The sequence below is a fragment of the Hyphomicrobium methylovorum genome, assembly GCF_013626205.1.
Taxonomy (GTDB): Bacteria; Pseudomonadota; Alphaproteobacteria; order Rhizobiales; family Hyphomicrobiaceae; genus Hyphomicrobium_B; species Hyphomicrobium_B methylovorum.
In genome coordinates, this window is the sequence record NZ_QHJE01000001.1 from 96,428 (window position 1) to 119,527 (window position 23,100).

Sequence of the window (23,100 nt, forward strand, 5' to 3'; positions counted from 1 at the left end):
CTATCCCAGGCCTTCGCCTGATACAATTGGAATCGAGCCGGGGTGAAACGAGGGAAGCCATGCGTCTGGACGTTTTGCATTTTGCCGCAGGTCTGACCGCCCTCCTGTTTGCGGGAATCGCACCGGCAGCGCACGCCAACGACACGACGACCATGCTCATCGTCGATGGATCGGGATCGATGTGGGCGCGGCTTCCTCCCGACAATCGAGCCAAGATCGACATTGTGCGTGAGACGCTGGGCAAGACTCTCATGGAGCCCTCCTCGACACGCGTCGGCCTGATTTCCTTCGGACACCGCCGCCGGGGCGATTGCAACGACGTTGAGCTGATCGCAGCTCCCGACTCTGCTCGCGAAGCCGTGGCTGCTCCTCTGGCGAAACTCAATCCGCGCGGTCCAGGTCCCGTCACCTCCGCGCTCAAGCTTGCAGCCGAGGCGATCGGCACATCGCGTCCGGCGCAGATTGTGATTGTCGGTGACAACGCCGATAACTGCCATCAGGACACGTGCGCGCTGGCGCGCGATTTCGCCAGGTCGACGCCGGGCGTCGCGGTTCATGTCGTCGGTATCGGAATTCCGGCGAGCGAGCGGCCGCGCATATCGTGCGTTTCAGACGCGACGGGCGGCCACTACTACGACATTACGAATTCCACCGGCCTGAGCGCGGCGCTTGAAGAGGTGGCGAAGATCGCAATCCTGGCGCCGAGCGGCACGAATGTCAGCGCGCCCTCGGCGGAAGCCGCTCCGCCGCCTCCGCCCAAAGGGGCGTCGCTTCGCGTTTCGGCAGCACTCATCAAGGGCGGCGCTCTCATCGATCAGCAGATCCGGTGGCGCATCCGGCAGGCGGGCGGCTCAGATGTTCTTGGCGAAACAACGGGGCGCGATATCAGCGCGAAACTTTCCGCCGGAAGCTATGACATCGAAGCGCAGCTCGGTTCGATCATCGCCAAAGGCACGATCACCGTTGCGGACGGCGGAACAGAAAGCATTGTTCTTCCACTCGATGCAGCACATCTTTCGGTTCGCGCGGTCGCGTCGAAGGGATCAACGTCTCCATCGCCGAGCGCGATCATGACCGTATCGTCCGATGGCAAACCGGTTGCGATCGAAAAGGGCGGTCGTGTCGATCTGTTTCTGCGGCCCGGCACCTACGCGCTTGATGTTGCAGACGGCATCGCGCGTGATCGCCGCGCACTGAAACTCGCTGCGGGCGACGATGCTCCAATCGAGATCGCACTTGAAACCGGCGTCGTCGAACTGACGGCCAATACGGCGGATGGAAAGGTGCCCGCCGACGTTCTCTACTCGATCTATGAAGACGACCCGGAAAGCCCGAACGGCCGCAGAGAGGTTGCCCGTTCGCGGGCCGATGCGCCGACGTTCACGGTTCCAGCCGGAACTTATTATGTGAGCGCACGCTCCGGCGCGGCCGATGTTCGTGAACGACTTGCCGTCAGCGTCGGCGAGACGGTTCGGAAGACGCTGAAATTCGATCTCGTGCCGCTCAAGCTAGCAACGTCTGTCGCAGGAGCGGCTGCCACTGACGCTCACGGCGTCGTCTACCGTATCGACCGGCTCGACGGCGACCGGACGCGGATCGCGCGCGCAAGCGGGTCGCAGCTTGCAATCGATCTTCCCGCCGGGCGCTACCGGGTCAGTTCGTCGCTCGCCGCGTTCAATCTTTCCACCTCACGGGATGTCACACTGGCCGCCGGAAAACCGATGGAAGCGACGCTCACCATCGACGGCGGACAGGTGAATTTCAAGCCACCGTCCGGTACTTACACTGGTGCGCGGGACGTCTTCTGGGAGGTCATCGGGGCGGATGGCGCGCGTGTCTGGCACGCCACAGATGCGGAATCGCGTGCGCTGCTCGCGCCTGGTCACTACAAAGTCCGGTTCGAAGCTCAGAATGTCCGACTCGAAGCGGCGTTTGAAGTCCGTTCAGGCGAAACGACAGAGGTGAAGGTCGGTCAAGGGTAATGCTCTCCGTTCCAAGATTTCGATTTAGGCTCTTGCATGCAAGTCCGGTTTCGCTCGCGCTCTCATTGGCGCTTGCGCTCGTCGTTGTGCCGGTTGCAACGCCCGCGATGGCCGAGCAGCCCATTCTCGACGGTCCGCCTGCGCCGAACGTGGACATCCCGGCGCGGCAGGCGCCCAAGGGCGCAAACACGACGGTTATCGAGCGTGCTGGAAAAACCGGAACGCCCGCAGTGCGGCTCGTTGCGCTGCTGACGGGCGACGGTCAGCAGATCGATCGCGGACTCGTATGGCGCGTGTTCCAAACGTCGGGTCCGAACGGCAAAGCCAAGCTCGTTGCGGAATCGCACGACGCCAGCCCGTCGATGAAACTTCATCCTGGCGACTACACCGTCAACGCCGCGTTCGGGCGAGCGAACCTGACGCGCAAGATTACGGTTCGTGCCGACGGGCCGCCGTATGAAGCTTTTATTCTGAACGCCGGGGGCCTGCGTCTGGCCGCGCTGGTTGGGGGGAAGCCCGCGCCGCCGAATTCAATTTCCTATTCCATATTCACCGATGACCGCGATCAGTTCGACAACCGTGCCGCCGTTCTGAACGGCGCGAAGCCGAACCTCATCATTCGCCTCAACTCGGGTATCTATCGCATCGTTTCGCAGTACGGCGACGCGAACGCCCGGATCGAGGCCGACGTTACGGTCGAAGCCGGAAAGCTTACCGAAACAACGATCTCGCACACGGGCGGCAAGGCGACGTTCAAGCTGGTCGCGCGCTCCGGCGGTGAAGCGATGCCCGATACGCGCTGGTCTGTGCAGACGGCGGACGGCGACATCGTGAAGGAGAGCGTTGGCGCGTTGCCGACGCACGTACTTGCGCCTGGAAAATATGTCGTGGTTGCATCGTCCGGCGGCCATCTTTACCGCAACACGTTCGAAATTCATGACGGCGACGTGAAGGATGTCGAAGTGATCAGGACAGCGGGCGCTTATGAGCCGGAGAGTGTCGGCGCAAGCGATATCGCACCGACCACGCCGTCAGACTTTCCCGAGCCGACGCTGGATTTCAAAAGTCGTTGAGAACCCAATCGGTCGGACAGCCGTTCTCTCGCATGCGCTTGTCGATATGCGCGTGCTCCTGCATCTGACCATCGGCCAGAAACACGGCGCGCGCAATCTGCCACTGCTCGCAAGCACCGGTCAGGTCGCCTGACGCTTTAGCGGCGTCACCGAGCTCGACACGCGCAATGGCGTGTGCCGCCAGCGGCCCATGCAGGGCCGCGCAACCTGCGGCCGAACGCAACGCCGCGAGGCGGGCAACCTCGTCGCCTTTTGATTTCAGACCTTCGGCGAGCTCAAGATACAGCGGCCCGAGAGATGCGTGATCGTCGTTCCTTAGCGCATCTTCGATTTTGCGTTCGACGATAACCGGATCGACGACCTCTGCGACTGCCAGTGCGCGAGCCACTGTCGTCTCGCTACGGCTCATGCGGTCGCGCGCTCGCCGGCGCAAAAGCAGAACGGCCAACGTCAGAAACACGGTGACAGGTACGGCAATGATGGCTCCGCGCAAAATCTGCTCGGTGTCCACCATTTCGTGCATCTGCTGTCCCCCGCCCCGTCATTTCACTTAACGCATCGGCGCCGCGTACATGAGGCCGCCCTTGGTCCAGAGATTGTTCAAGCCCCGGTCAAGTTTCAATGGAGAGCCAAGCCCCACCGTGCGTTCGAAGATCTCACCATAGTTACCAACCTGGCGGATGACTTGATAGGTCCAATCGCGCGGTAATCCCAGCGGCGCGCCGAGGTCCGCTTCAAGGCTGAGAAAGCGGCGCACTTCGTGAACCGGTGATGCCTTCATCATATCGACGTTGTTGCTGTTGATGCCGAGCTCTTCGGCCGCGATGAGCGCTATCATCGTCCAGCGCACAACTGCGAACCACGCATCATGACCGATCTTGACCGCAGGACCGAGCGGCTCCTTGCTGATATATTCGGGTAGCAGCATCTGATCGCTGCCGTTCGGCAGACGGCTGCGTTCGAACGCCAGCAGCGACACATCTCCCGTCAGCACCGTGCAGCCGCCTTTGGTGTAGGTTTGAAGGAGATCTTCCCAGCGCTCGGATGTCACCAACTGATAGCGCATCTTTCGCGAACCGAAATAATCGGCGATCGCGGCGGCGTCGCTCGATCCGGACAAGACGCAGATGGATGCGCCCGATAGCTCGAGCACGCTTGAAATCGAGTGATTGCGAGGGACGATAAAACCTTGTCCGTCATAATAGAGGACGGCCGGAAAGCGTGCGCCAAGCTCAGTATCGCGCGTTAAAGTCCAGGGCGCCGCACCCAACAGAACGTCGACTTCCTCTTTCTGCAACGCCTTGAATTTATCGCTCTGGGCGAGGCTCAGAAATTTCACCGCATCTTTGTTACCGAAAACAGCGGCAGCAAGCGCGCCACAAAACTCTACGTCGAGCCCGCTCCACGTTCCCTTGCTACTGACTTCGCTGAAACCTGGCGCGTGTTCATTGACGCCGCAGACAACGTGTCCCCGCGCGCGAATGGCGTCGAGCGTGCCATTCGAACTCGTCTGGGCTGCCGCACCGATACTCACGAGCGACGCAGCCACAGCAATCGCAACGCTCAGACACCGTCCTTTAAGTCCCATCAGCTCTCTTCCGGCGGCTGTTTTCTCAATCTTTGTTTCTTGGGATTGTCGCGAACAGACCAAGGCAGTGCCGCCATGGTCGTGAACGATCCGGCGCCGCGATAACCACACATCCCGCGCCAAGGCCCGATGGTCAAGGCCTTGACCGCACTCTAAACTTGCGCCACGTGGTCTACTTACCTCCAGAGAGTTGAATTATGGCCGATAAAGATAAGACGTCGAAGGGTTCCGTTCGTCCTGAAACGACTGTCGTGCACCACGGCCGCGATCCGTTTCAATTTCATGGCTTCGTCAATCCGCCGGTCTATCGCGGCTCTACCGTGCTCTATAAGACGTTTGCATCGCTGCAATCGCGGGAGCAGCCCTACACATACGGACGGCGCGCTACGCCGACGACGCATGCCCTCGAAGAGGCAATCGTTGAACTCGAAGGCGGCGCGGCGACTATTCTTACGTCGTCGGGTCTCGGTGCGGTATCGACCGCCCTGCTCGCGTTCGTTTCAGCGGGCGATCATATCCTCATCACCGATAGCGTCTATCAGCCTGCGCGCGCTTTCGCCGACAAAATGCTGAAGCGGCTCGGGGTCGAGACGACGTATTACGATCCGCACATCGGCGCGGACATTACCAGTCTCTTCCGGGAGAACACGCGCCTCGTGCTGGTCGAAAGCCCTGGCTCGCAGACGTTCGAGATGCAGGATATTCCGGCAATTGCGAACGCGGCGCACGCTCGCGATCTGTGGGTGGTGGCGGACAACACGTGGGCAACGCCGCTCTACTGCAAGCCGTTGGCGCTTGGTGCTGACGTTTCTATCGAGGCGGGCACGAAGTACATCGTTGGTCATGCCGATGCGATGCTCGGCGCGGTAACAGGCAACGATCGCGCCGCGCGATTTCTTGATCGGGTGAAGGAAGCGCTCGGCACGTGCCCGGGGTCAGAGGAAACTTATCTCGGATTGCGCGGCCTGCGAACGCTCGACGTTCGCCTCGAACGGCATCAGCGTTCGGCCCTCACGATCGCGAAATGGCTCGAAGCGCGACCCGAGGTGGCGAAGGTGCTTTATCCTGCACTCGAGAGCCATCCCGGACATGCACTCTGGAAGCGCGACTTCACCGGCGCGACGGGGTTGTTTACCGTCATCCTGAACCCGGTCGACGATATCGCGCTCGCCGCGTTCCTCGACGGTTTGCACTTCTTCGGGATGGGCTATTCCTGGGGCGGCTACGAGAGTCTCGTGATCCCGTTCGATCCGACGAGCTATCGCACCGCGACACGCTGGACGGAAAGCGGACCGGCGCTGCGGTTCCATATCGGTCTCGAAGCGGTCGAAGATCTCGTCAGCGATCTCGAAGACGGATTTGCACGCCTCAACGCGGGCGTTGCGTAACGCCACGCTTCGCTCCTGATTCAATGCGATTTGACAGCCGCGGCGCGTCAGAACCCGAGCGCGCGCTGTATCATATCTCCGACCGTGTCTTTTCTCGGCCGATATTGAACGTTGCTCTTCGTCAGGCCCATGGGAGCGCCAAGGCTGCTGTCACGCGAGTCAGAGCTGCCGCGCGAACCGAGCCGTACTTCTTTCAGACGTGAGGTATCGACGGCGGCGAGATGATCTTTGCCGACATCGATCTTCTGCCACTTGCCTGCAAGGGCCAGTTCGATGCGGCGCTGATGGCCGTAGACGTCCTTGAAGTACTGAGCCTCGCCGTCCTTGCCGACCCAAACCGTGAAGTAGCCAACGTGAACCGGGAACGGCTTCACGAGTGTCTCTTCGTCGTTCATCGGCCCCTTGCGAACGAGATGCGCAACGTTCAGTGCGCCTTCGCTGCGATCGATATCGAAGATGCGCTGCGCGAGCTTTTGCGGGTTTCTGACGCGAACGCAGCCGTGACTGTACAGACGCTCCGAGCTGTTGAAGAGCGATCTCGACGGCGTGTCGTGCAGATAGACGGCATGCTTATTCGGGAACAGAAACTTGACGAGACCGAGCGCGTTGTCGTCGCCCGACGGCTGATAGAAGGTATAGGCACTCAAGTTGGCTTTCGCCCAGTTTACGCGCGAACTATCGATTTTTCGGCCGTTGCGCATAACCGTATAACCCTGCGATTCGATCGAGCGGCCGGAGAGCAGCTTTGCGACCTTGATCGAGTCCGGGATGTTCCACACTGGCCTGAGAACGATCGTTTTCATGTCTTTGGAAAAGAGCGGCGTTTGTGTTGAGTTCGTCCCGACAATGACGCGATCTTCAAACAGGGTTTCGTTCTTGCTGGTCAGCCGGATCGAAAACGCGGGGATGTTGACGAGAATATTCGTTTCGCCCATGTCGCGCGGCATCCAGCGCCACGCTTCCATGTTTGCGATCACTGCAGCAACGCGGTCAGCAGTCTTGCGACCGTCCGGGCGATCACCCGCCAAAATGGCGCGGGTTTTCGGGCCCACGATGCCGTCTCCGCGAAGTGACGCCTTGCGCTGAAACGCCTTCACGGCCTTGGCGACGTCACTGTCGAAAAGCTGCTCCGTCTCAGGTGTCGCTGAAAGCGAAAGCTGCTTACGCAGAAGCGCGACTTCCGCACTCCGGTCGCCGACATTCAAGGTCGGCCCGCGCCGCGCTATGCGCGTGATGTCCGGCGTCGAGCGTTCGGAGCCACGCAGTTCCGCCAGCAATGCCTTTAGTTTCAGGAATTGACTTTGCTGGGGCTGATACGCGCGCAACAGGGCGTCTGGCGTTGTGGATGACGAGACGGCGGCGAGGATGTCTGCGGCGTTCGTCACAACCGGAGCGCGGTCGATGTATGAAGAGAGCGTCGTCGTCGGATCGGCGATGCGGCTGCCTTGCGCCTGATGCGCATAGCGCAAGATGGCTGCCGTCAGTTCCAGTTCAGCGTCCGCTGTTTCAACGTCGGTCCAGCGGCCTTGCGACATCGGCGTCGATAGCGACGGCAATGCGAAAGCTGCTGGGTCAAGTCCCCATTCGCCAGCATGTCCAAGTTCGGTCGCGGCCAAGCGGGCGGCGTGTGTCGGTCCACGTTCGTCTACCCAGACGGGGCGAAATTCGCGTTTGGAATAAAAGGCCGCGACCGCGTCGCGGTCCGCCTCGTCGAAGGGCGTCACGACGGTCGGTGCGAGCCTTGCGCTGATGATTGCCGCCGGTCCGGTCAACGCGGGTGCGGATGTCTCCGAGGGGGCTGCGTCTTGCGAGACCGCCGGGTGCGCCACCAGCATCAATGCCGCGATTGCCATAACCGCACGCTGGCCATTGAGGGGGATCCATCGCGGTAGGGTTTTCATGACTCGGAACTCACTTGCATGCATTTCGGAATGGCGTCACGGGCGACCATAGCCGCTTAGCGGCGGCCAGCGACAGGCTTCGATCCAGAAGCGTAGATGCTGGTTAAGCGTTTGTAACGTGCGTCCTGAGCATTGTGATGAATGCTCGCCACGAGACCGCTCGTCATTATCGCGTCATGCGTTTGCCATACGAACGACTGGCGATCCCGGCAGGACTCGAACCTGCAACCTTCGGAGTCGAATTCCGACGCTCTATCCATTGAACTACGGGACCGATGGGCACTGACTTAACGATACGCCGGCGCATTGTTGCCGGAAGCCTGGGTGTTGTCGACAGATTTCGCGCTCACGCAAGTCCACCGAGTAAACGGAACAATATTTTAGTCTTCGAAGCGTATTGCGGGAACCGGACCGCGAAACTCACGTTGTCCGGCTGGGAGGGATTTCATGCGAGGGGGAGAATGCAAAGGCCATGACATTTATTGACCAAAGCGTAGGAACCAACGCCATCGTCCGTTATGCGCTCCGCTCTCCGCGGTCGCTTCCGCGCGATATTATGCTCTTTCCCGTAACCTCGTTCCTGACGTCGGTGGCGGAGCGCAAAGGTCCGACCTCGTCCGGTCTGGTGATCGCTTTTAGTGCACTCGCCACTGCGGGCGCCGCGATCTATCGGGCGTGGAGCGAAGAGTACCAGAGCCCTGACGACATCTCGCGGCAGATTGGCACGGGTGCTCGTCGCCTTGGCACCAAGGTGCGCACCAAGGTCGATGAGGAAGTGCGGATGCACCAGGATCTGTTTGCGAAGCGTCCGCCCCGGCCAGCTAAGCTTTACTAAAATCCGCGCAAAACATTCGATTAAAGTTGCATTTGCATGCATAGGTGCGCCCACCGAAGGTGAGCGCACCTTATTAGTTGGTCAGTCCCGTTCCCACGACGCCCCGCCTCCTCTAGCTGCCGTAACCGCCAATGACGGGCAGAATTTCGCCCGTGATGTAGCTGGAGCAGCATGGCGCGGCCATGAAGACGAAGGCCGGCGCGATCTCTTCAGGCTGAGCGGCCCGGCCCATCGCGGCACACGTTCCAAACTCCGTAACGTCTTCCGCCGACCGGTCAGCCGGATTGAGCGGAGTCCAGACCGGACCCGGTGCAATTGCGTTGACGCGGATACCTTTCGGAATGAGCTGCGACGACAACGACCGCGTGAAGGCGTGGATGCCGCCTTTGGTCATCGAATAGTCGAGCAGTTCCTTGCTCCCTTCGAGACCCGTGACCGAACCGGTCATGATGATCGACGCTCCCGACTGCATCTCTTTGACGGCAGCACGCGCCATGTAGAAGTAGCCGTACAGGTTGGTCTTCAGAGTGCGATCGAAGTGTTCGTCCGTGAGATCCAGGATGTCGCTCGTGTGCTCCTGAAAGGCGGCGTTGTTGACGAGGATGTCGAGCTTGCCGAACTCCGCCACGGTCTTCTCGACGGCGGCGTTGCAGAAGTCTGCGGACGAGACGTCACCCTGAATGAGAATGGCTTTGCGTCCTTCCTTCTCTACTGCCGCTTTTGTTTTCTCCGCGTCCCCTCGTTCTTCGAGAAAGCATATCGCGACGTCTGCGCCTTCGCGTGCATAGAGGACGGCCACCGCGCGTCCGATGCCGGAGTCACCGCCGGTGATCAACGCCACCATGTCTTTCAGCTTTGACGATCCTTCGTAGCCGGGCGCTTCGTACATCGGCTTCAGCTTCAGATCCTTTTCGCTTCCGGACTTTTCCAGATGCTGTGCCGGAAATTTTTCAGGGTACTCGCGCTCGCCTGCCTGCATTGGCTTGCCTGGTTTCGGCTTCGCCTTTGTCGTTGCGTCGATCGCGTCGACTTCCTCCTGAATGCGCCGCCCTTGCTTTGCTGCTTCAGCAGCACTCTTTTGCCGTTTCATCTGTATCCATCCTAATGTGTCAAATGACATGATGCAGTGCCGCACGCGTGATGGCGCGCGAGATCCGATGTTTTCGATAAACATTCCGACTGCCTCGACGTTCCTTTTCTTCGGAACCGTGCGCCGCAAGAGACGTTGCCTTGATGCATGGGAGACGGACAGCGCGAACATTTCGATCGCTGCTGGCGCGGATTGATCATCACTTCAAGCCGCGCGTCGCCCTCAACAATCTTCAGAAGGATGAAACAGAGATGCATCTCAAGGTTCTGATGGCGACCGTCGCTTTTCCCGTAATCGCGACGGCGGGATATGCGCAAACAACAACGACGACGCCGAGCGCCAATCCCCCTGCCGCAACGACCCAGACGACTCCGCCGTCCACCGTTGCAGCGCCGCAGTGGTATCAGTCGCAACCCGGCGAACTTCGCTCAAGCAAACTCGTCGGCTCCAAGGTGACGAACAACGCTGATGAAAACATCGGCGAGATCAACGAAATCGTTCTTGCGAGCGATGGCTCCGCCGCAGCAGCGATCATTGGTGTCGGTGGCTTCCTTGGAATGGGCGAGCATCAGGTTGCCGTCGCGTTCAAGTCGCTGAAGATCAGTCGCGACGAGAGAGGCAATGACGTGGTCAAGCTTGATGCGACCAAGGAGTCTTTGAAAGCCGCACCGCAGTGGTCATGGAAATCCGCCTAACCCCGTATCGGTTTGAAGGAGGAAGATAATGCAGACGCAAGCAACAATGTTGGAAACGAGCAAGGTGCCGGGCACGTCCGTGTATGGCATGTCTCGCGAATCCATCGGCGAAGTCGACGATCTGATCGTTGATACGATCTCCGGAAAAGTCCGGTATGCCGTATTGAGTTTCGGCGGCTTCCTTGGACTTGGAAAAAGCAGCTACGTCATTCCATGGACGTCGCTGAAATGGGATGCCGATCTCAACGGCTACGTCACCGGCGTGACGGAAGAGCAGCTGAAGATGTCGCCGGATCTCGATCCGCTCTCGATTAGAGATCGAGAGATGGAGCAGCGTCTGCATTCCGCATACGGTGCGCCCCAATATTGGGATACGGAGTCACGCGTTTAGGCGCACTTGCGTCCCATCACAATGCAAACGCCCGCGATTTATTTCGCGGGCGTTGTTCTGCGTGCGCACGTTTCCGAACTGCGATCTCGGCCACTAAAATGGCCAATTTTCCTCCGGAACCAAGCGGGATGCGAGGTGTTGACCTTACGGAACGCACAAAAGAGGAGATTGGAAATGAAGTTCATTCAAGCAGTCGCAGCCAGCGTTGCAATCGCCGCTCTTGGCGCAACGGGTGCCATGGCACAAAGCTCGCCAGGTTCGGAGACGACGCCACCAGCATCGACGATGGATCAGCCGGCTGACTCGACGATGCCGCCGTCCAGCAGCGGTGCAAGCTCTGGTGACAGTGGCGTGACCGCGCCTGCTGGAAATCCGAGCGATCCGACGACAAACGAAAACGTTCAGCCCGGCCCTTCGACCAATACACCGAACGATCCGGCCGCCGGTTCCAATCCTGGCGCACGCGTGCCGAGTTCACCTGAAGGCACGGGGTCGTCTAGCCCGTAACACGGCTTTGACATTCGCCTAAGTAGGCAAAAATAATGGGCTCCGGATTTTTCAATCCGGAGCCCAATTTTCGTTTCACGCTAATCGGGTTGCGTGTCTGTTCGGCCTAGTAGGTGCAGGCGCGGTAGCGGTTCCACCAATACGGGCTGTTGGTGCTGACTGCGCGGCGATAGAGCCAGCCGCAATCGTCGCCGCCGTAGTATCCATCATAGTAGCCGTAATCGTAGAAGTACGGCACGCCAACGTAGCGATGGCGGCGATGATGATGGTGGTGATGTCCGTGATTGTGTCCGGGACGACCATAGTTTTGGCCAGGACCGGGGCGGACGGGTCGCCAATTGCCTTGGGCACCGCGATTAAAATTGCCGGGTGCGCGATTGAAATTGCGGGGACCGGAATAGCTGCGAGGACCCGAGAACGACCGGCCGGGGTTACCACGCATGCCGCCGCTGCCGAAACTGCCGCCGCCGCCTTTGAAGCCACCGCCGCCGTGGAATCCGCCGCCGCCACCGCCGCCATGCGGCCGCGCTTCAGCGGCCGACATGCCGAACGCCAGGAGCAATGCAGCTCCAGACGCAAGGATAAACTTTGCTCGCATATTACGCTCCTTAACTAACCGTTACGGGTGCTCTTCATCACCCTCTGTCCAAATAACCATGCGTTAGCGGACCAGTTCCGGCAAGGCACCTTAATGGATGGCAGTTACCCGGAACATAATGGGCATTAACTCGTTGTGTTCGCGCGCGGCCGTAGGGAGCGAGCACCATATGAGCCGGGCCAATGGGAAGCGACAAGACGGGGAACGAAACCTGGTCGTTGGAGCAAGCAAGCCTCGCCTCTTCAAGCTGCTTGGACCCGGACTTATTACCGGCGCGTCGGACGACGATCCCAGCGGCATCGCGACCTATTCTCAAGCGGGAGCATTGTTCGGCTTCGGGCTGCTGTGGACCATGGTGCTCTGTTATCCGCTTATGTCGGCCGTGCAGGAAATCAGCGCACGCGTCGGCCGGACGACGGGCAAAGGCTTGGCAGGCAACATCGTACGCCGCTATCCGCCGTCCCTCGTCTATGTGCTCGTTGGATTGCTGTCTCTCGCCAACATCATCAACATCGGTGCGAACTTAGGCGCTATGGGCGACGCGGTCACACTGCTCGCTGGCGGACCACGCATCGTCTTTGTCATCGCGTTCGGCTTGATCTGCATCTTCATGGAAGTTTTCATGAAGTACACGCGTTACGTCGCCGTGCTCAAATGGCTGACGCTCGCGCTCTTCTCCTATGTCGCGACATTGTTCGTCGTCGAAGTGCCGTGGGGCGAAGTGCTTAAACGCCTCGTCATTCCGGAATTCTCATCCAACGCACATTACTGGGAGACCGTCGTTGCGATCTTCGGCACGACGATCAGTCCCTACCTTTTCTTTTGGCAAGCTTCGCAGGAAGTTGAGGACATTCATGAGAAGCCGAAGCGCGAGCCGTTGCTGGACGCTCCAAAGCAAGCGAAGTCCGCGGAGGAGCGCATACGGCTCGATACGCTAATCGGCATGGCGTTCTCGAACATTGTAGCAATCGCGATCATCGTAACGGTCGGCGCCACGCTCCACCCCGCGGGGATCACCAATATCGAGAGTTCGGCGCAGGCCGCCGAGGCCTTAAAGCCTGTCGGGGGTGAGCTGGCGTTTGCATTGTTCGCCATTGGCATAATCGGGACAGGCCTGCTGTCCATTCCTGTTCTCGCAGGTTCTGCCGCGTATGCCATTGGCGAAGCATTGAAATGGAAAGTCGGTCTTTCGTTGAAGCCAATGGAGGGCCGCGCGTTCTATGGCGCCATAGCGGTTGCTACCCTGATCGGCATAGCGATCAATTTCTCGAGCATCAATCCGATTAAGGCGCTCTACTACAGCGCAGTGATCAATGGCGTGGTCGCCGTGCCGATCATCGCATTCATGATGCTTATCGCTGCGGATGACGGAGTGATGGGACGTTTCAAAGTCGCAGGATGGTTGAAATGGCTCGGATGGCTCACTGCACTCGTCATGGGACTCGCGTGCGTCGCTATGGCATTGCAAGCACTTTAACGTGATATGCGAAGCGCGATGCCCGTATTCCGGCATTTGTGCGCATCTTTAATTGTGGCTTAGGCCATATGCTGCGAACTTCAATATTCGACGTACTCGGTCCTTTTCTATAGAATGCCTTTAGTCAGAGCTGTTGCCGCTGAGTAAAGGATTGCCGAGATGTCTTCGGGTTACAACGTCTTTGAACCGGACGATCTCGCATTTGCCCAATGTGTCCTTGATGAAGTCTGGGCCGCGATGCCGAACGCTGTTCGTGCTGACCCCGCGTCGTCTCATCTACGAGAGCATCTGGCTCGGTGCGTGCTGATGGCGATGACAGACGGCGACGTCCAGCGCGATGTCCTTACAGCCGCTTTGGTGCAGAGCCACGCAAAAGGCAACTCCGTTCCGGCTGCTACACCCCACTGGGTGCCGCGTGTTTCATCGCGCGCAAATCCCGGTGCCACTCCAAGACCTCAATGCCTCTGACGAGGACGAGGAACTCTCATCTATCCGGAAACGTTGAGATCTTAGACGCATGTACCAACGTGTGTCAGGCGCCGGAGACGGTGCTGGGCCGTCCGGGAATCCTCCGCGGTTCCCCGGCGGCTTCATTTGTGTGTTGCGTTGTAGAAGACCATGGTCCCACCGGCAGCGAACGCGGGGTGAAGCTCGACGATGGCAAGCAAACCGCTTTCCGAATATCGCGCCAAGCGAGATTTCACAAAGACGGCCGAGCCGAGCGGCGCGAAGACCATCCGTCCGGCAAAGCATCTTCGTTTCGTCATTCAGAAGCATGACGCGACGCGGCTTCATTACGACTTCCGGCTGGAACTCGATGGCGTGTTCAAATCCTGGGCGGTGACGCGAGGACCGTCACTCGATCCTGCAGATAAGCGTCTCGCCGTCGAGGTCGAAGATCATCCACTCGATTATGGAGATTTCGAAGGCACCATTCCGAAGGGCCAATATGGTGGCGGAACGGTGATGCTGTGGGATCGCGGATACTGGGCGCCTCTTGGAGATAAAAGCCCGGAAGAGCAATTGCGCAACGGAGAGCTGAAGCTCGTCCTCTCGGGTATCAAGCTCGAAGGAAGTTGGGTGCTGGTGCGCATCAAGAACGATCGCGCGGGCAACAAGCGAACCAACTGGCTCCTCATCAAGCATCGCGATGACGCTGCAAAGCCAGGCGATGCCGATGCGGTGTTGAAAAAGGATCGCTCGGTCGCGTCGAAGCGCACGATGGCGCAGATTGCGAGCGGGCGTGGCGACGGGCCGGAGCCGTTCATGACCAAGCGCCGATCAGCTGCCCCTCCAGATGCCGTCTGGCAGTCCAATCGAAACGACGGCGCTGATGAGACGGCATCAAAATCCGATCGGCCGCTTCGCCGAATTCCCGTTAAGAAAACGGCACGCGCGTCGGCGGCAAAGCGCAAAACAGATGAGGGCGAAAACGTTGTCCAAGGGACGACGATTTCACACCCGGATAAAATCCTCTGGCCCGCGGGGATAGGCAAGGCGATTACAAAAATCGATCTGGCGCATTATCTCGATGCGGTTGGGCCGGATCTGCTTTCTCATATCAAAGGTCGTCCCTGCTCCATCATTCGCGCACCGGAGGGCATCGACGGCGAGACCTTCTTTCAGCGTCACGCGATGCGGGGCATGTCAGACAAGATCGACCTCGTTCGGATTTCGGGGGATCGCGAACCCTACATCGAAGTCAACAGCACCGACGGCATCGTCGCGCTCGGGCAAATCGCGGCGCTAGAATTTCATCCGTGGAATTGCCAGCCGCTCGAACCGAACGTGCCGGGGCGTCTCGTCTTCGATCTCGATCCGGGACCCGACGTTGATTTCTCGGCCGTCGTCGCGGCGGCATTGGAGTTGCGTGACCGGCTCGACGCGGTTGGACTTATCGCATTTTGCAAGACGACCGGCGGGAAAGGCCTGCATGTCGTGACGCCGCTGAAGACCGCGCGCGGAGCCGCCGCGATCTGGGACGATGCGAAATCGTTTGCTGGCGCACTCTGTCAACGCATGGCCGATGACAATCCGCGCGCGTACCTCATAAAGATGACGAAGAAGCTTCGAACCGGACGCATATTCCTCGATTATCTGCGGAATGATCGCATGGCGACCGCCGTTGCACCGTTTTCGCCGCGCGCCCGGCCGGATGCCACGGTGTCCATGCCGTTGACGTGGAGCCAAGTCAAAAAGGGGCTCGATCCGAAGCGCTTCACGATTCATACCGTTCCGAGACTTCTAAAGACCTCCAAGGCGTGGGACGACTATTGCGACAGCGAACGGCCGCTCGCCGGTGCAATCAAGGCGCTGCTCAAGTCGTCGTAGTCGCGAGGGATCTTTCCGCATGAGAGCGCGAAGCAGTGCGGGCGTGAAACGAGCGAGCACACCGCGGAGCAGCGCGGCGAAAAAACTCAAAGCTCGCGCATCCTCGAAGACCTATGCGCCGCCGCCGAAGTTCGTCGAGCCGTGCCTTGCAACGCTGGTCAGCGCGCCACCCGACGGAACGAACTGGATTCACGAAATCAAGTTTGACGGTTATCGCATTCAAGCGCGCATCGACGCTGGTGCCGTTCTTCTCATTACGCGCAGCGGGCTTGATTGGACCGAACGTTTCGGCGCCCTCCCCTCCGCGCTTGCAAAGCTTGAGTGTGAAAACGCGCTTATCGATTCCGAGCTTGTCGTCGAAGACAGCAAAGGGCATTCGAACTTCTCTGCGCTTGCGTCCGCACTGAAAAGCGGGCGGAGCGAGCACTTCGTGATGCAGTGCTTCGATTTGCTGTTCTTCAACGGTCGCGATCTCAGGTCCGAGTCTCTGACAATGCGAAAGGAGATATTGCGCCGCCTGATCGGAAAACAACGGGAAGGATCGATGCTTCGCTACAGCGATCATCTCGCGGGCGATGGCGGAAAGATGCTTGGCGAAGCGTGCCGGCTTGGGCTTGAAGGCATTGTTTCGAAGCGCAGCGACCGGCCGTATCGTTCCGGCCGCAATGACGATTGGCTGAAAAGCAAATGCACGCAAACCGACGAGTTCGTTATTCTCGGCTACGTTCCTTCGAACGTCTCAACCGCTGCAGTCGGTGCACTGGTGGTCGGCTATTATGAGAAAAAGACTTTGAAGTATGCGGGCCGCGTCGGCACAGGCTTTTCCCAGCGCACCGCGAGCGAGCTTATGCGTATGCTGAAACCTCGGAAGGTTGATGCGGCCGCGAGTGCCGGGATGCTTACGGGGCTGCAGCGCAAGGGTGTTGTTTGGGTGAAACCGGAGCTTGTTGCCCAGATCGAATATCGCGCGTGGACGGCTGATAAGCTTTTGCGGCACGCTGCCTTCAAGGGATTGCGCGAAGACAAACCTACGGACCAGATCCGACGGCCGGTGACGAAACCGCCACCCAAGCGATAGCACGCACGTTGGATGCCGAGCTTCTAGGCGCGTGCTTTGGTTTTCGCTTTCGATTTCGCAGCAGGCTTTGCGCGCTTCGCCGGTTCGCGTTTCTGTTGCGATGCCGCCGTCTTTGTTTTGCGCGATGATTTTCCGCCAGACGACTTTTCCGTAGAACGGCGTAGCGCTTCCATGAAGTCGACGACTTTGCCTCCAGCGGGACGATCGTCGCCGCCTTCGACCTCCGTCGACTCGCCGCCCTCGACCTTCTCCTTGACGAGCTTGCGGAGCGCTTCCGCGTAATGGTTCTTGAATTGACTGGGATCGAACTTCGTCGTCCGCTCGTCGATGAGTTGCTTCGCCATGTTGATGAGTTCGGGCCGAAGCTTCTCTGTTCCGATGCCGGAGAAGATGTCGTCCGCATCGCGAACTTCATTCGCGTAACGCAGCGTTTCGATCATCAAGCCGTCGCCGCTTGGCTTCATCGCGATGAGGTTTTCGCGGCCGCGGATCGTGAGCTGTCCTACGCCGAGCTTTTTGGTGGCGCGCAGCGCATCGCGAATGATGCGATAGCCTTCCTCCGCCACATCGCCGTCGGGCAGGACGTAATAGGGATTGTCGAAATACAGCGGGTCGATGGAACACGCTTCGACGAATTCGGTCAGCTCGATGGTGTGACGCGTCGTCAGTTTCAGGTTGTCGAGTTCGTTTGACTCAAACAGCACGTAACTGCCATCGTCAAGTTCATATCCGTGGACGATGTCCGACTGCGGAACGACCCGTCCGGTTTCTCCCGCTACCTTCTGGTAGCGGATGCGCTGTTTCGATTTTTTGTCGACTTGGTGGAGCGCAATCTTGTCTTCGGTTGCCGTGGCGCTCACGAGGCGGATCGGTATGGTGACCAACGCGAGGCGGAGATGCCCCTTCCAGAACGATCGGGCGGCGATGGCCATGGCTTACTCCATACGCGATTTTCGCCAGCCGGGGCGGCGCAAAAACTCCCATACCAACGGCCAGATCGGCGGTTTGTTCCCTCGTGCTCAGCCTCTCACTTCGGGAAAGTGGCGGAAACCCAATGATAAGGGTGTTTTAGTTTGCGGCGGTGCTGCTCAGCGTCTTGGCGCGTCGGAAACTTCATGACCAGGTCAAGATCGGGCACCTCGGCGCCTTCGCTGCCGAGGTAGATCTGCTCACCTTCGGCGTAGACGACGCCGGGTTTTCGTTCGACCAAGATCCACTGCATCGTCGGCTCGAGGAACGGTTGCGCTGCTCGTTACCAAGCATAGCATTGTCAGAGTGCGGGCGCATCGGCGGCGGCGTCATAACCGTATGAAAATGCAATGAACCGTGGCACGACTAACGCTTCGAGCCATTCCATGCCGGGTAGCGATAATGTCTGCTTTCGGCACAAGCCCAAACGTTGAAGTCCCATGCGAACCTATCCGCCGCGCCGTCTTGTCTGCCTGACTGAAGAGACCGTAGAAACACTCTATCTGCTTGGTGAGCAGGATCGGATCGTAGGTGTTTCCGGTTATGCCGTGCGCCCGCCGCAGGTTCGCCGCGAAAAGCCACGCGTCTCGGCTTTTACGTCAGCCGACATTTCAAAGATCACGGCGCTCGAACCCGATCTCGTTCTGGCGTTTTCGGACATTCAAGCGGACATCGTCGCCTCTCTCGCGCGCGCCGGGCTCGCCGTGCACGTCTTCAATCAACGTGATCTTGCAGGCGTTTTTGCAATGATCCGCACGCTTGGCGCGTTGATTGCGGAACCGGGAAAGGCCGAAGATCTGGCGCGGACGCTCGAAGCGCGTATCGAGACGATTGCTGCCGAGACGAGCAGAGCGACGCCTCGGCCGCGTGTTTATTTCGAGGAATGGAATGAGCCCATCATTACCGGACTCGGTTGGGTGTCGGAATTGATTGAAGTTGCTGGCGGCGACGACATCTTTCCAGAGAAGCGTTCAGAAGCGGCGGCGCGAGATCGCGTTGTGACGGCGGACGACGTGGCTGCACGCAAGCCAGATATTATCCTTGCATCTTGGTGCGGGAAGAAGGTGCGGCCCGATACGATACGGAGCCGGCCCGGTTGGGAAAATGTTCCCGCCATTACCAACAATCATATCTATGAAATCAAGTCGCCGCTCATCCTGCAGCCTGGCCCGGCGGCGATCACGGACGGGCTGGACGCCATTCGTTCGGCAATGGCGCGATGGGCCAGTAGCAGCTAGCGATTCTTCCTCAGCATTTAAGCTGTAAATCAACGTATAAAATCGAATCCGGCATATTGTGGCGTATTTGCACTGGCTGGTTCTTAACCAGATGCGTATAGATCACAATTGAAATGAATCGGGCCCGGGGGGACACGATTATGCGCCGCGTTACACCAATTGCGATTTTGTGTGTTGGCCTCTTGAGCGGCGGCGCCGCTGCCCAATCGACAGACACGCCGCCTCCCGCTGCAGAGCAGGCACCGGCTGCCGAAGCGCCAGCTCCCGCGGGCGAGCTGCCGGCGGTTGTCGTCGTCGGGCAAAAGAAGGCACCCACCCCGAACAAGAAAAAGACGACCAAGAAAGCAAAGGTCAAACAGCCGTCTGCTCCTGTCGCCGCCTCCGCGCAACCGAGCGCGGGAACCGAAGTCGGTATCGAAGCAGCTGGCGGTCGCGCGCCAGAAAGGGGCAATGGCCCTGTCGACGGTTACGTCGCTTCGCAAAGCTTGACCGGCACCAAAACCGATACACCGCTGATCGAGACGCCGCGCACCGTCAACGTCGTCACGAAAGATCAGATTCAGGATCAAGCCGCGCAGTCTATCGGGCAAGCGCTGCGCTACGTGCCGGGTATCATGCTCGACAAGTACACGGCATCAGGCGTCTACGACGTGTATGTCGTTCGCGGATTTGAGGCGCCGCTCTATCTCGACGGTCTTGTGCTTCCGCCGGAAACGACACTCACCTTCGCGAAGCCCGTTCTCGATCCTTATCAACTCGAACGCATTGAAGTTCTGAAGGGTCCGACTTCAGCGCTTTATGGGCAGGCTCCTCCGGGCGGTCTCGTCAATGCCGTCAGCAAACGGCCGGACTTCGTTCCCCATAACGAAATCTTCTTCCAGACCGGAAGCTTCGACCGCCTCGAAACGGGCTTCGACTTCACGGGTCCGGTCGACAGCGAGGGCAAGCTTGCATACCGCCTGACGGGTCTGGCGCGCGACGCCGACCTGCAGATGGATTTCACCGAATCCGAACGCTACTTTATCAGCCCGTCGCTGCTATGGCGGCCGGATCGCGATACGAGCATCACGCTGCTCGCCAATGTCGCGCATAACGATGGTTATGGCCCGCAGCAGTATGTGCCGTTCCAGCTCACGCAGTCTTCGGCACCGTACGGCAGGATCCCGTACAGCCGCTATCTCGGCGAGCCGGATATCGATAATTCGCGGACCGATCAATTCTGGATTGGCTACGAGTTCGCCCACCGGATCAACGAAGTTTTCCAGGTTCGGCAGAACCTGCGTTACATGGACGTAGAAAACGAAACGCTCGCAGTGCGGACCGAAGGTCTTATCTCCAACGATGGGCGCACTGTCGGTCGTTCACTGAACTACGTCACCAGCGATACGCGCAACTTCCAGGTCGACACGCAGGCGCAGGCCGACTTCGCAACCGGCGCTCTCGCGCACAAGGTGCTCGGAGGCATCGACTATGAGACGGGCCGCGGAAATGCCATCTACCGGTTCGGCGGCTTTTCTCCGATCGACGCGTATAATCCGATTTATGGAACACCCGCTCCGCCGATTTCGTCTTTGTTCGAGTTTTTGAACCGTACAACGGATACTGAGCAACTCGGTATCTATCTGCAGGATCAAATCAAATATGATCGTTGGATCCTGACCGCTGGCGGGCGCTACGACATCGCGTCGACGGATGCGTTGGATCACCTGACGCTGACACCCATCAACTATACCGATACGGCTTGGACCTATTTCACGGGTCTCAGCTATATGTTCGACTCGGGAATTGCTCCGTACTTCAGCTATTCGACATCGTTCCAGCCGGCGAGCGGATTTACCCTGACTTCCATTCAAGGCGGTCGCCTGAAGCCGACGACGGGCGAAGGTTACGAAGCCGGTATCAAGTACCAGCCGCCCGGCACCAACACGTTGCTGACGGCGGCGTGGTTCGACTTCTCGCAACAGAATGTCGCCAAGCCAAACGCCAATGTTCCGCCGATCACGATACAGTCCGGCGAAGTCCGCTCTCAGGGTGTCGAGCTTGAAGCCAAGACCAGCATTAACCGCAACCTCGACGTCATCGCGTCCTATGCCCATATCTCGGCGCTTATCACCGACGATCCCAATGAAGACGTCATTGGCAACAGGTTCCCCAGCGTCGCGCATAACACTGCCGCGCTCTGGGCGATGTACACTTGGCACAACGGCATGTTCGCTGGACTGGGTCTTGGAGCCGGTGTCCGCTATACGGGTTCGCAGTACGGCAACGAGCTTAATCAATTCAAGGTGCCGGGCTATACTCTGGCTGATCTTGCCGTGAAGTATGACTTCCGTTACGTAGCTCCGAACTTGGAAGGCCTGACCTTCCAGCTCAATGTCGCCAACCTATTCGATAAATACTACGTGGCGTCGTGCGTAACGAGCAAAGCCTATTGCGGGCTTGGCGCCGAACGCACGGTGCTCGCGACGTTGAAATACGAGTGGTAACGAGTCTCGAGACATCTGATGACGAACAAGGCGATGCGCCGCTGGGTTTGGGTTCACAAGTGGTCGAGTCTGATTTCGACCGTGTTCCTGCTCATGTTGTGCATTACCGGTTTGCCGCTGATCTTCCATGAGGAGATCGACGAGCTTCTGCATGACTCGGTGAAGCCGGTAGAGCAGACGGTTACGACAGCGAAGCCGGCAACGCTCGACCAGATTGCTGCGTCCGCCATGTCGCATTTTCCTGGAAAAGCGATCCAGTTCCTTTTCTGGGATGAGCACGAACCCAACGTAACCTGGGCGTCGATCAACGAGAAGTACGACGGAGATCCGTCGACGAACGTTCTCGCTCGCTTCGATGCCAATACGGCGCAGTTCCTTGACGCGCCGGATTTCTCCACCCGTTTCACGGCCATCATGCTTCGGCTGCACACCGATTTCTATCTCGGACTGGGTGGGAAGCTGTTTCTGGGCCTGATGGGATTCCTCTTCGTCATCGCTCTCATTTCCGGCGTCGTCGTCTATGGACCGCCGATGCGAAAACTAAACTTCGGCACGATCCGCTTCCGGCGAACGGAACGCATTCGCTGGCTGGATCTCCATAATCTTCTCGGCATTGCCGCAGTGGCTTGGCTCGTGGTCGTCGGCTTCACGGGCGTCATCAATACCTGGGCGGATCTCGTCATAAAGATCTGGCAGTTCTACGAAGTCACCGACATGGTGGGAGATCTTCGCGACCGGCCGCGTCCTGAAAAGCTTGCATCGATCGACACGGTGGTGAAGACGGCGCAGGACAAGCTTCCAGATATGAAGCCGCGCTTCATCGCCTATCCGGGCAACATGTTCTCCGCTCCGTCGCACTTCATGGTCTTCATGGCGGGACGCGGCGCCGTAACCTCGCGGCTGTTGCAGCCCGTGCTCGTGGATGCCGCAACCGGCGAATTCGTCGAAACGCGGCCAATGCCCTGGTACGTTTCCACACTGCTCCTCTCTCAGCCGCTTCACTTCGGTGACTACGGTGGCCTGACCCTCAGGATCATCTGGGCGATCCTGGATGTCATCGCGATCATCGTATTGATTTCGGGGCTATACCTCTGGAAGGGCCGCCGTGCCCAACAGCGTGCCGAGCGGCCTTCGCGCGACGCGCGCCTCGCGACAGAATAACGGGCTTCATGAGCGAACCATCATCGACGCGGCCGAAGACGTTGCGCCAGATTTTTGCTGTCCCGCTGCTGCTCGCGATTGTCAGCGGCGTCGGTCTGGTCGCGGCTCTGCTTGAAGACGGCGTGCAAGATTACTTCTGGAGTGCCGCGGTAGGGCTTCCGCTCGCCGCCATCGCCTGGCACGTGTGGCGCTCCTGGCGCAGCCACGTCGGTGACAACGGCGATACGATCGGCGACGGTGACAGCACCGAGTAGTTTGCGCGCCTGCAAAGCAGGCACTCTGCCTATTTCAACGGCAGTATTTCACCGGTGT

General features: G+C 59.1%; 22 protein-coding genes and 1 tRNA gene. 15 read left to right on the forward strand and 8 right to left on the reverse strand.

The features are described 5' to 3' along the window. The first annotated feature begins 59 nt into the window (after window positions 1-59). Window positions 60-1,982 (forward strand): vWA domain-containing protein, encoded by a 1,923-nt coding sequence (locus DLM45_RS00475; protein WP_181335052.1) that lies wholly within the window; start codon window positions 60-62, stop codon window positions 1,980-1,982. 32 nt (window positions 1,983-2,014) lie between these two features. Beyond that, window positions 2,015-3,055: a hypothetical protein gene (locus DLM45_RS00480; RefSeq protein ID WP_181335053.1), complete on the forward strand. Its 1,041-nt coding sequence runs from the start codon at window positions 2,015-2,017 to the stop codon at window positions 3,053-3,055. On the opposite strand, the gene DLM45_RS00485 is transcribed toward DLM45_RS00480, so the two are convergent. Together DLM45_RS00485 and DLM45_RS00490 are read right to left on the reverse strand one after the other, a co-directional pair. Continuing rightward, the gene (locus tag DLM45_RS00485; protein WP_246317089.1) at window positions 3,042-3,578 is read right to left on the reverse strand and encodes a hypothetical protein; all 537 of its coding nucleotides are present in this window, start codon (window positions 3,576-3,578) and stop codon (window positions 3,042-3,044) included. The genes DLM45_RS00480 and DLM45_RS00485 overlap by 14 nt on opposite strands. Before the next feature lie 27 nt (window positions 3,579-3,605). Beyond that, window positions 3,606-4,643 carry an amino acid ABC transporter substrate-binding protein gene (locus DLM45_RS00490; RefSeq protein ID WP_181335054.1) on the reverse strand — a complete coding sequence of 346 codons (1,038 nt, stop codon included), beginning with the start codon at window positions 4,641-4,643 and terminating at the stop codon, window positions 3,606-3,608. Window positions 4,644-4,840: 197 nt separating this feature from the next. On the opposite strand from DLM45_RS00490, the gene metC reads away from it, so the two are divergent. Further along, on the forward strand, window positions 4,841-6,031 hold the full coding sequence (metC, locus tag DLM45_RS00495) for a cystathionine beta-lyase (protein ID WP_181335055.1): 1,191 nt from the start codon (window positions 4,841-4,843) through the stop codon (window positions 6,029-6,031). A gap of 47 nt (window positions 6,032-6,078) precedes the next feature. Here metC and DLM45_RS00500 read toward each other — a convergent pair whose 3' ends face one another. Continuing rightward, window positions 6,079-7,932, reverse strand: coding sequence for a L,D-transpeptidase family protein (locus DLM45_RS00500; protein ID WP_246317091.1), 1,854 nt, complete (start codon window positions 7,930-7,932; stop codon window positions 6,079-6,081). A gap of 198 nt (window positions 7,933-8,130) precedes the next feature. Then, window positions 8,131-8,206 (reverse strand) — tRNA-Arg (locus DLM45_RS00505). Window positions 8,207-8,404: 198 nt separating this feature from the next. Here DLM45_RS00505 and DLM45_RS00510 point away from each other — a divergent pair. Beyond that, on the forward strand, window positions 8,405-8,767 hold the full coding sequence (locus DLM45_RS00510) for a hypothetical protein (RefSeq protein ID WP_181335056.1): 363 nt from the start codon (window positions 8,405-8,407) through the stop codon (window positions 8,765-8,767). 112 nt (window positions 8,768-8,879) lie between these two features. Here the strand turns inward: DLM45_RS00510 and DLM45_RS00515 are convergent, their stop codons facing one another. Further along, on the reverse strand, window positions 8,880-9,857 hold the full coding sequence (locus DLM45_RS00515) for an SDR family oxidoreductase (protein ID WP_181335057.1): 978 nt from the start codon (window positions 9,855-9,857) through the stop codon (window positions 8,880-8,882). Between the two features lie 143 nt (window positions 9,858-10,000). Here DLM45_RS00515 and DLM45_RS00520 point away from each other — a divergent pair, with 143 nt between their 5' ends. The 3 genes from DLM45_RS00520 to DLM45_RS00530 all read left to right on the forward strand — a co-directional run bounded on the left by DLM45_RS00520 (window position 10,001) and on the right by DLM45_RS00530 (window position 11,450). Then, complete coding sequence (locus DLM45_RS00520; RefSeq protein ID WP_246317092.1) at window positions 10,001-10,552, forward strand: PRC-barrel domain-containing protein; 552 nt, start codon at window positions 10,001-10,003, stop codon at window positions 10,550-10,552. 28 nt (window positions 10,553-10,580) lie between these two features. Further along, window positions 10,581-10,943 carry a PRC-barrel domain-containing protein gene (locus DLM45_RS00525; protein ID WP_181335058.1) on the forward strand — a complete coding sequence of 121 codons (363 nt, stop codon included), beginning with the start codon at window positions 10,581-10,583 and terminating at the stop codon, window positions 10,941-10,943. A 174-nt stretch (window positions 10,944-11,117) separates the two neighbouring features. Further along, complete coding sequence (locus DLM45_RS00530) at window positions 11,118-11,450, forward strand: hypothetical protein (RefSeq protein WP_181335059.1); 333 nt, start codon at window positions 11,118-11,120, stop codon at window positions 11,448-11,450. Between the two features lie 106 nt (window positions 11,451-11,556). Here the strand turns inward: DLM45_RS00530 and DLM45_RS00535 are convergent, their stop codons facing one another. Next, the gene (locus DLM45_RS00535; protein WP_181335060.1) at window positions 11,557-12,048 is read right to left on the reverse strand and encodes a hypothetical protein; all 492 of its coding nucleotides are present in this window, start codon (window positions 12,046-12,048) and stop codon (window positions 11,557-11,559) included. 169 nt (window positions 12,049-12,217) lie between these two features. On the opposite strand from DLM45_RS00535, the gene DLM45_RS00540 reads away from it, so the two are divergent. The 4 genes from DLM45_RS00540 (at window position 12,218) to ligD (DLM45_RS00555) (ending at window position 16,934) form a co-directional block, all read left to right on the forward strand. Next, the gene (locus tag DLM45_RS00540) at window positions 12,218-13,525 is read left to right on the forward strand and encodes an NRAMP family divalent metal transporter (RefSeq protein WP_181335061.1); all 1,308 of its coding nucleotides are present in this window, start codon (window positions 12,218-12,220) and stop codon (window positions 13,523-13,525) included. A gap of 159 nt (window positions 13,526-13,684) precedes the next feature. Further along, window positions 13,685-13,993 carry a hypothetical protein gene (locus DLM45_RS00545; RefSeq protein WP_181335062.1) on the forward strand — a complete coding sequence of 103 codons (309 nt, stop codon included), beginning with the start codon at window positions 13,685-13,687 and terminating at the stop codon, window positions 13,991-13,993. A 189-nt stretch (window positions 13,994-14,182) separates the two neighbouring features. Further along, window positions 14,183-15,856, forward strand: coding sequence for a non-homologous end-joining DNA ligase (gene ligD, locus DLM45_RS00550; protein ID WP_181335063.1), 1,674 nt, complete (start codon window positions 14,183-14,185; stop codon window positions 15,854-15,856). Between the two features lie 19 nt (window positions 15,857-15,875). After that, a complete protein-coding gene (gene ligD, locus DLM45_RS00555) occupies window positions 15,876-16,934 on the forward strand; it encodes a non-homologous end-joining DNA ligase (protein ID WP_181335064.1) in 1,059 nt (352 codons plus the stop codon). Window positions 16,935-16,957: 23 nt separating this feature from the next. On the opposite strand, the gene ku is transcribed toward ligD (DLM45_RS00555), so the two are convergent. Together ku and DLM45_RS00565 are read right to left on the reverse strand one after the other, a co-directional pair. Beyond that, the gene (gene ku / locus DLM45_RS00560; RefSeq protein WP_181335065.1) at window positions 16,958-17,866 is read right to left on the reverse strand and encodes a non-homologous end joining protein Ku; all 909 of its coding nucleotides are present in this window, start codon (window positions 17,864-17,866) and stop codon (window positions 16,958-16,960) included. Between the two features lie 95 nt (window positions 17,867-17,961). After that, window positions 17,962-18,156 carry a hypothetical protein gene (locus DLM45_RS00565; RefSeq protein ID WP_181335066.1) on the reverse strand — a complete coding sequence of 65 codons (195 nt, stop codon included), beginning with the start codon at window positions 18,154-18,156 and terminating at the stop codon, window positions 17,962-17,964. Window positions 18,157-18,343: 187 nt separating this feature from the next. Between DLM45_RS00565 and DLM45_RS00570 the strand changes: the two genes are divergently transcribed. The 4 genes from DLM45_RS00570 (at window position 18,344) to DLM45_RS00585 (ending at window position 23,042) form a co-directional block, all read left to right on the forward strand. Next, window positions 18,344-19,141, forward strand: coding sequence for a cobalamin-binding protein (locus DLM45_RS00570; protein ID WP_181335067.1), 798 nt, complete (start codon window positions 18,344-18,346; stop codon window positions 19,139-19,141). Between the two features lie 140 nt (window positions 19,142-19,281). Further along, window positions 19,282-21,627: a TonB-dependent siderophore receptor gene (locus DLM45_RS00575; protein ID WP_181335068.1), complete on the forward strand. Its 2,346-nt coding sequence runs from the start codon at window positions 19,282-19,284 to the stop codon at window positions 21,625-21,627. 18 nt (window positions 21,628-21,645) lie between these two features. Then, complete coding sequence (locus DLM45_RS00580) at window positions 21,646-22,788, forward strand: PepSY-associated TM helix domain-containing protein (protein ID WP_181335069.1); 1,143 nt, start codon at window positions 21,646-21,648, stop codon at window positions 22,786-22,788. A gap of 8 nt (window positions 22,789-22,796) precedes the next feature. Continuing rightward, window positions 22,797-23,042: a hypothetical protein gene (locus DLM45_RS00585; protein WP_181335070.1), complete on the forward strand. Its 246-nt coding sequence runs from the start codon at window positions 22,797-22,799 to the stop codon at window positions 23,040-23,042. Window positions 23,043-23,100 lie beyond the last annotated feature (58 nt).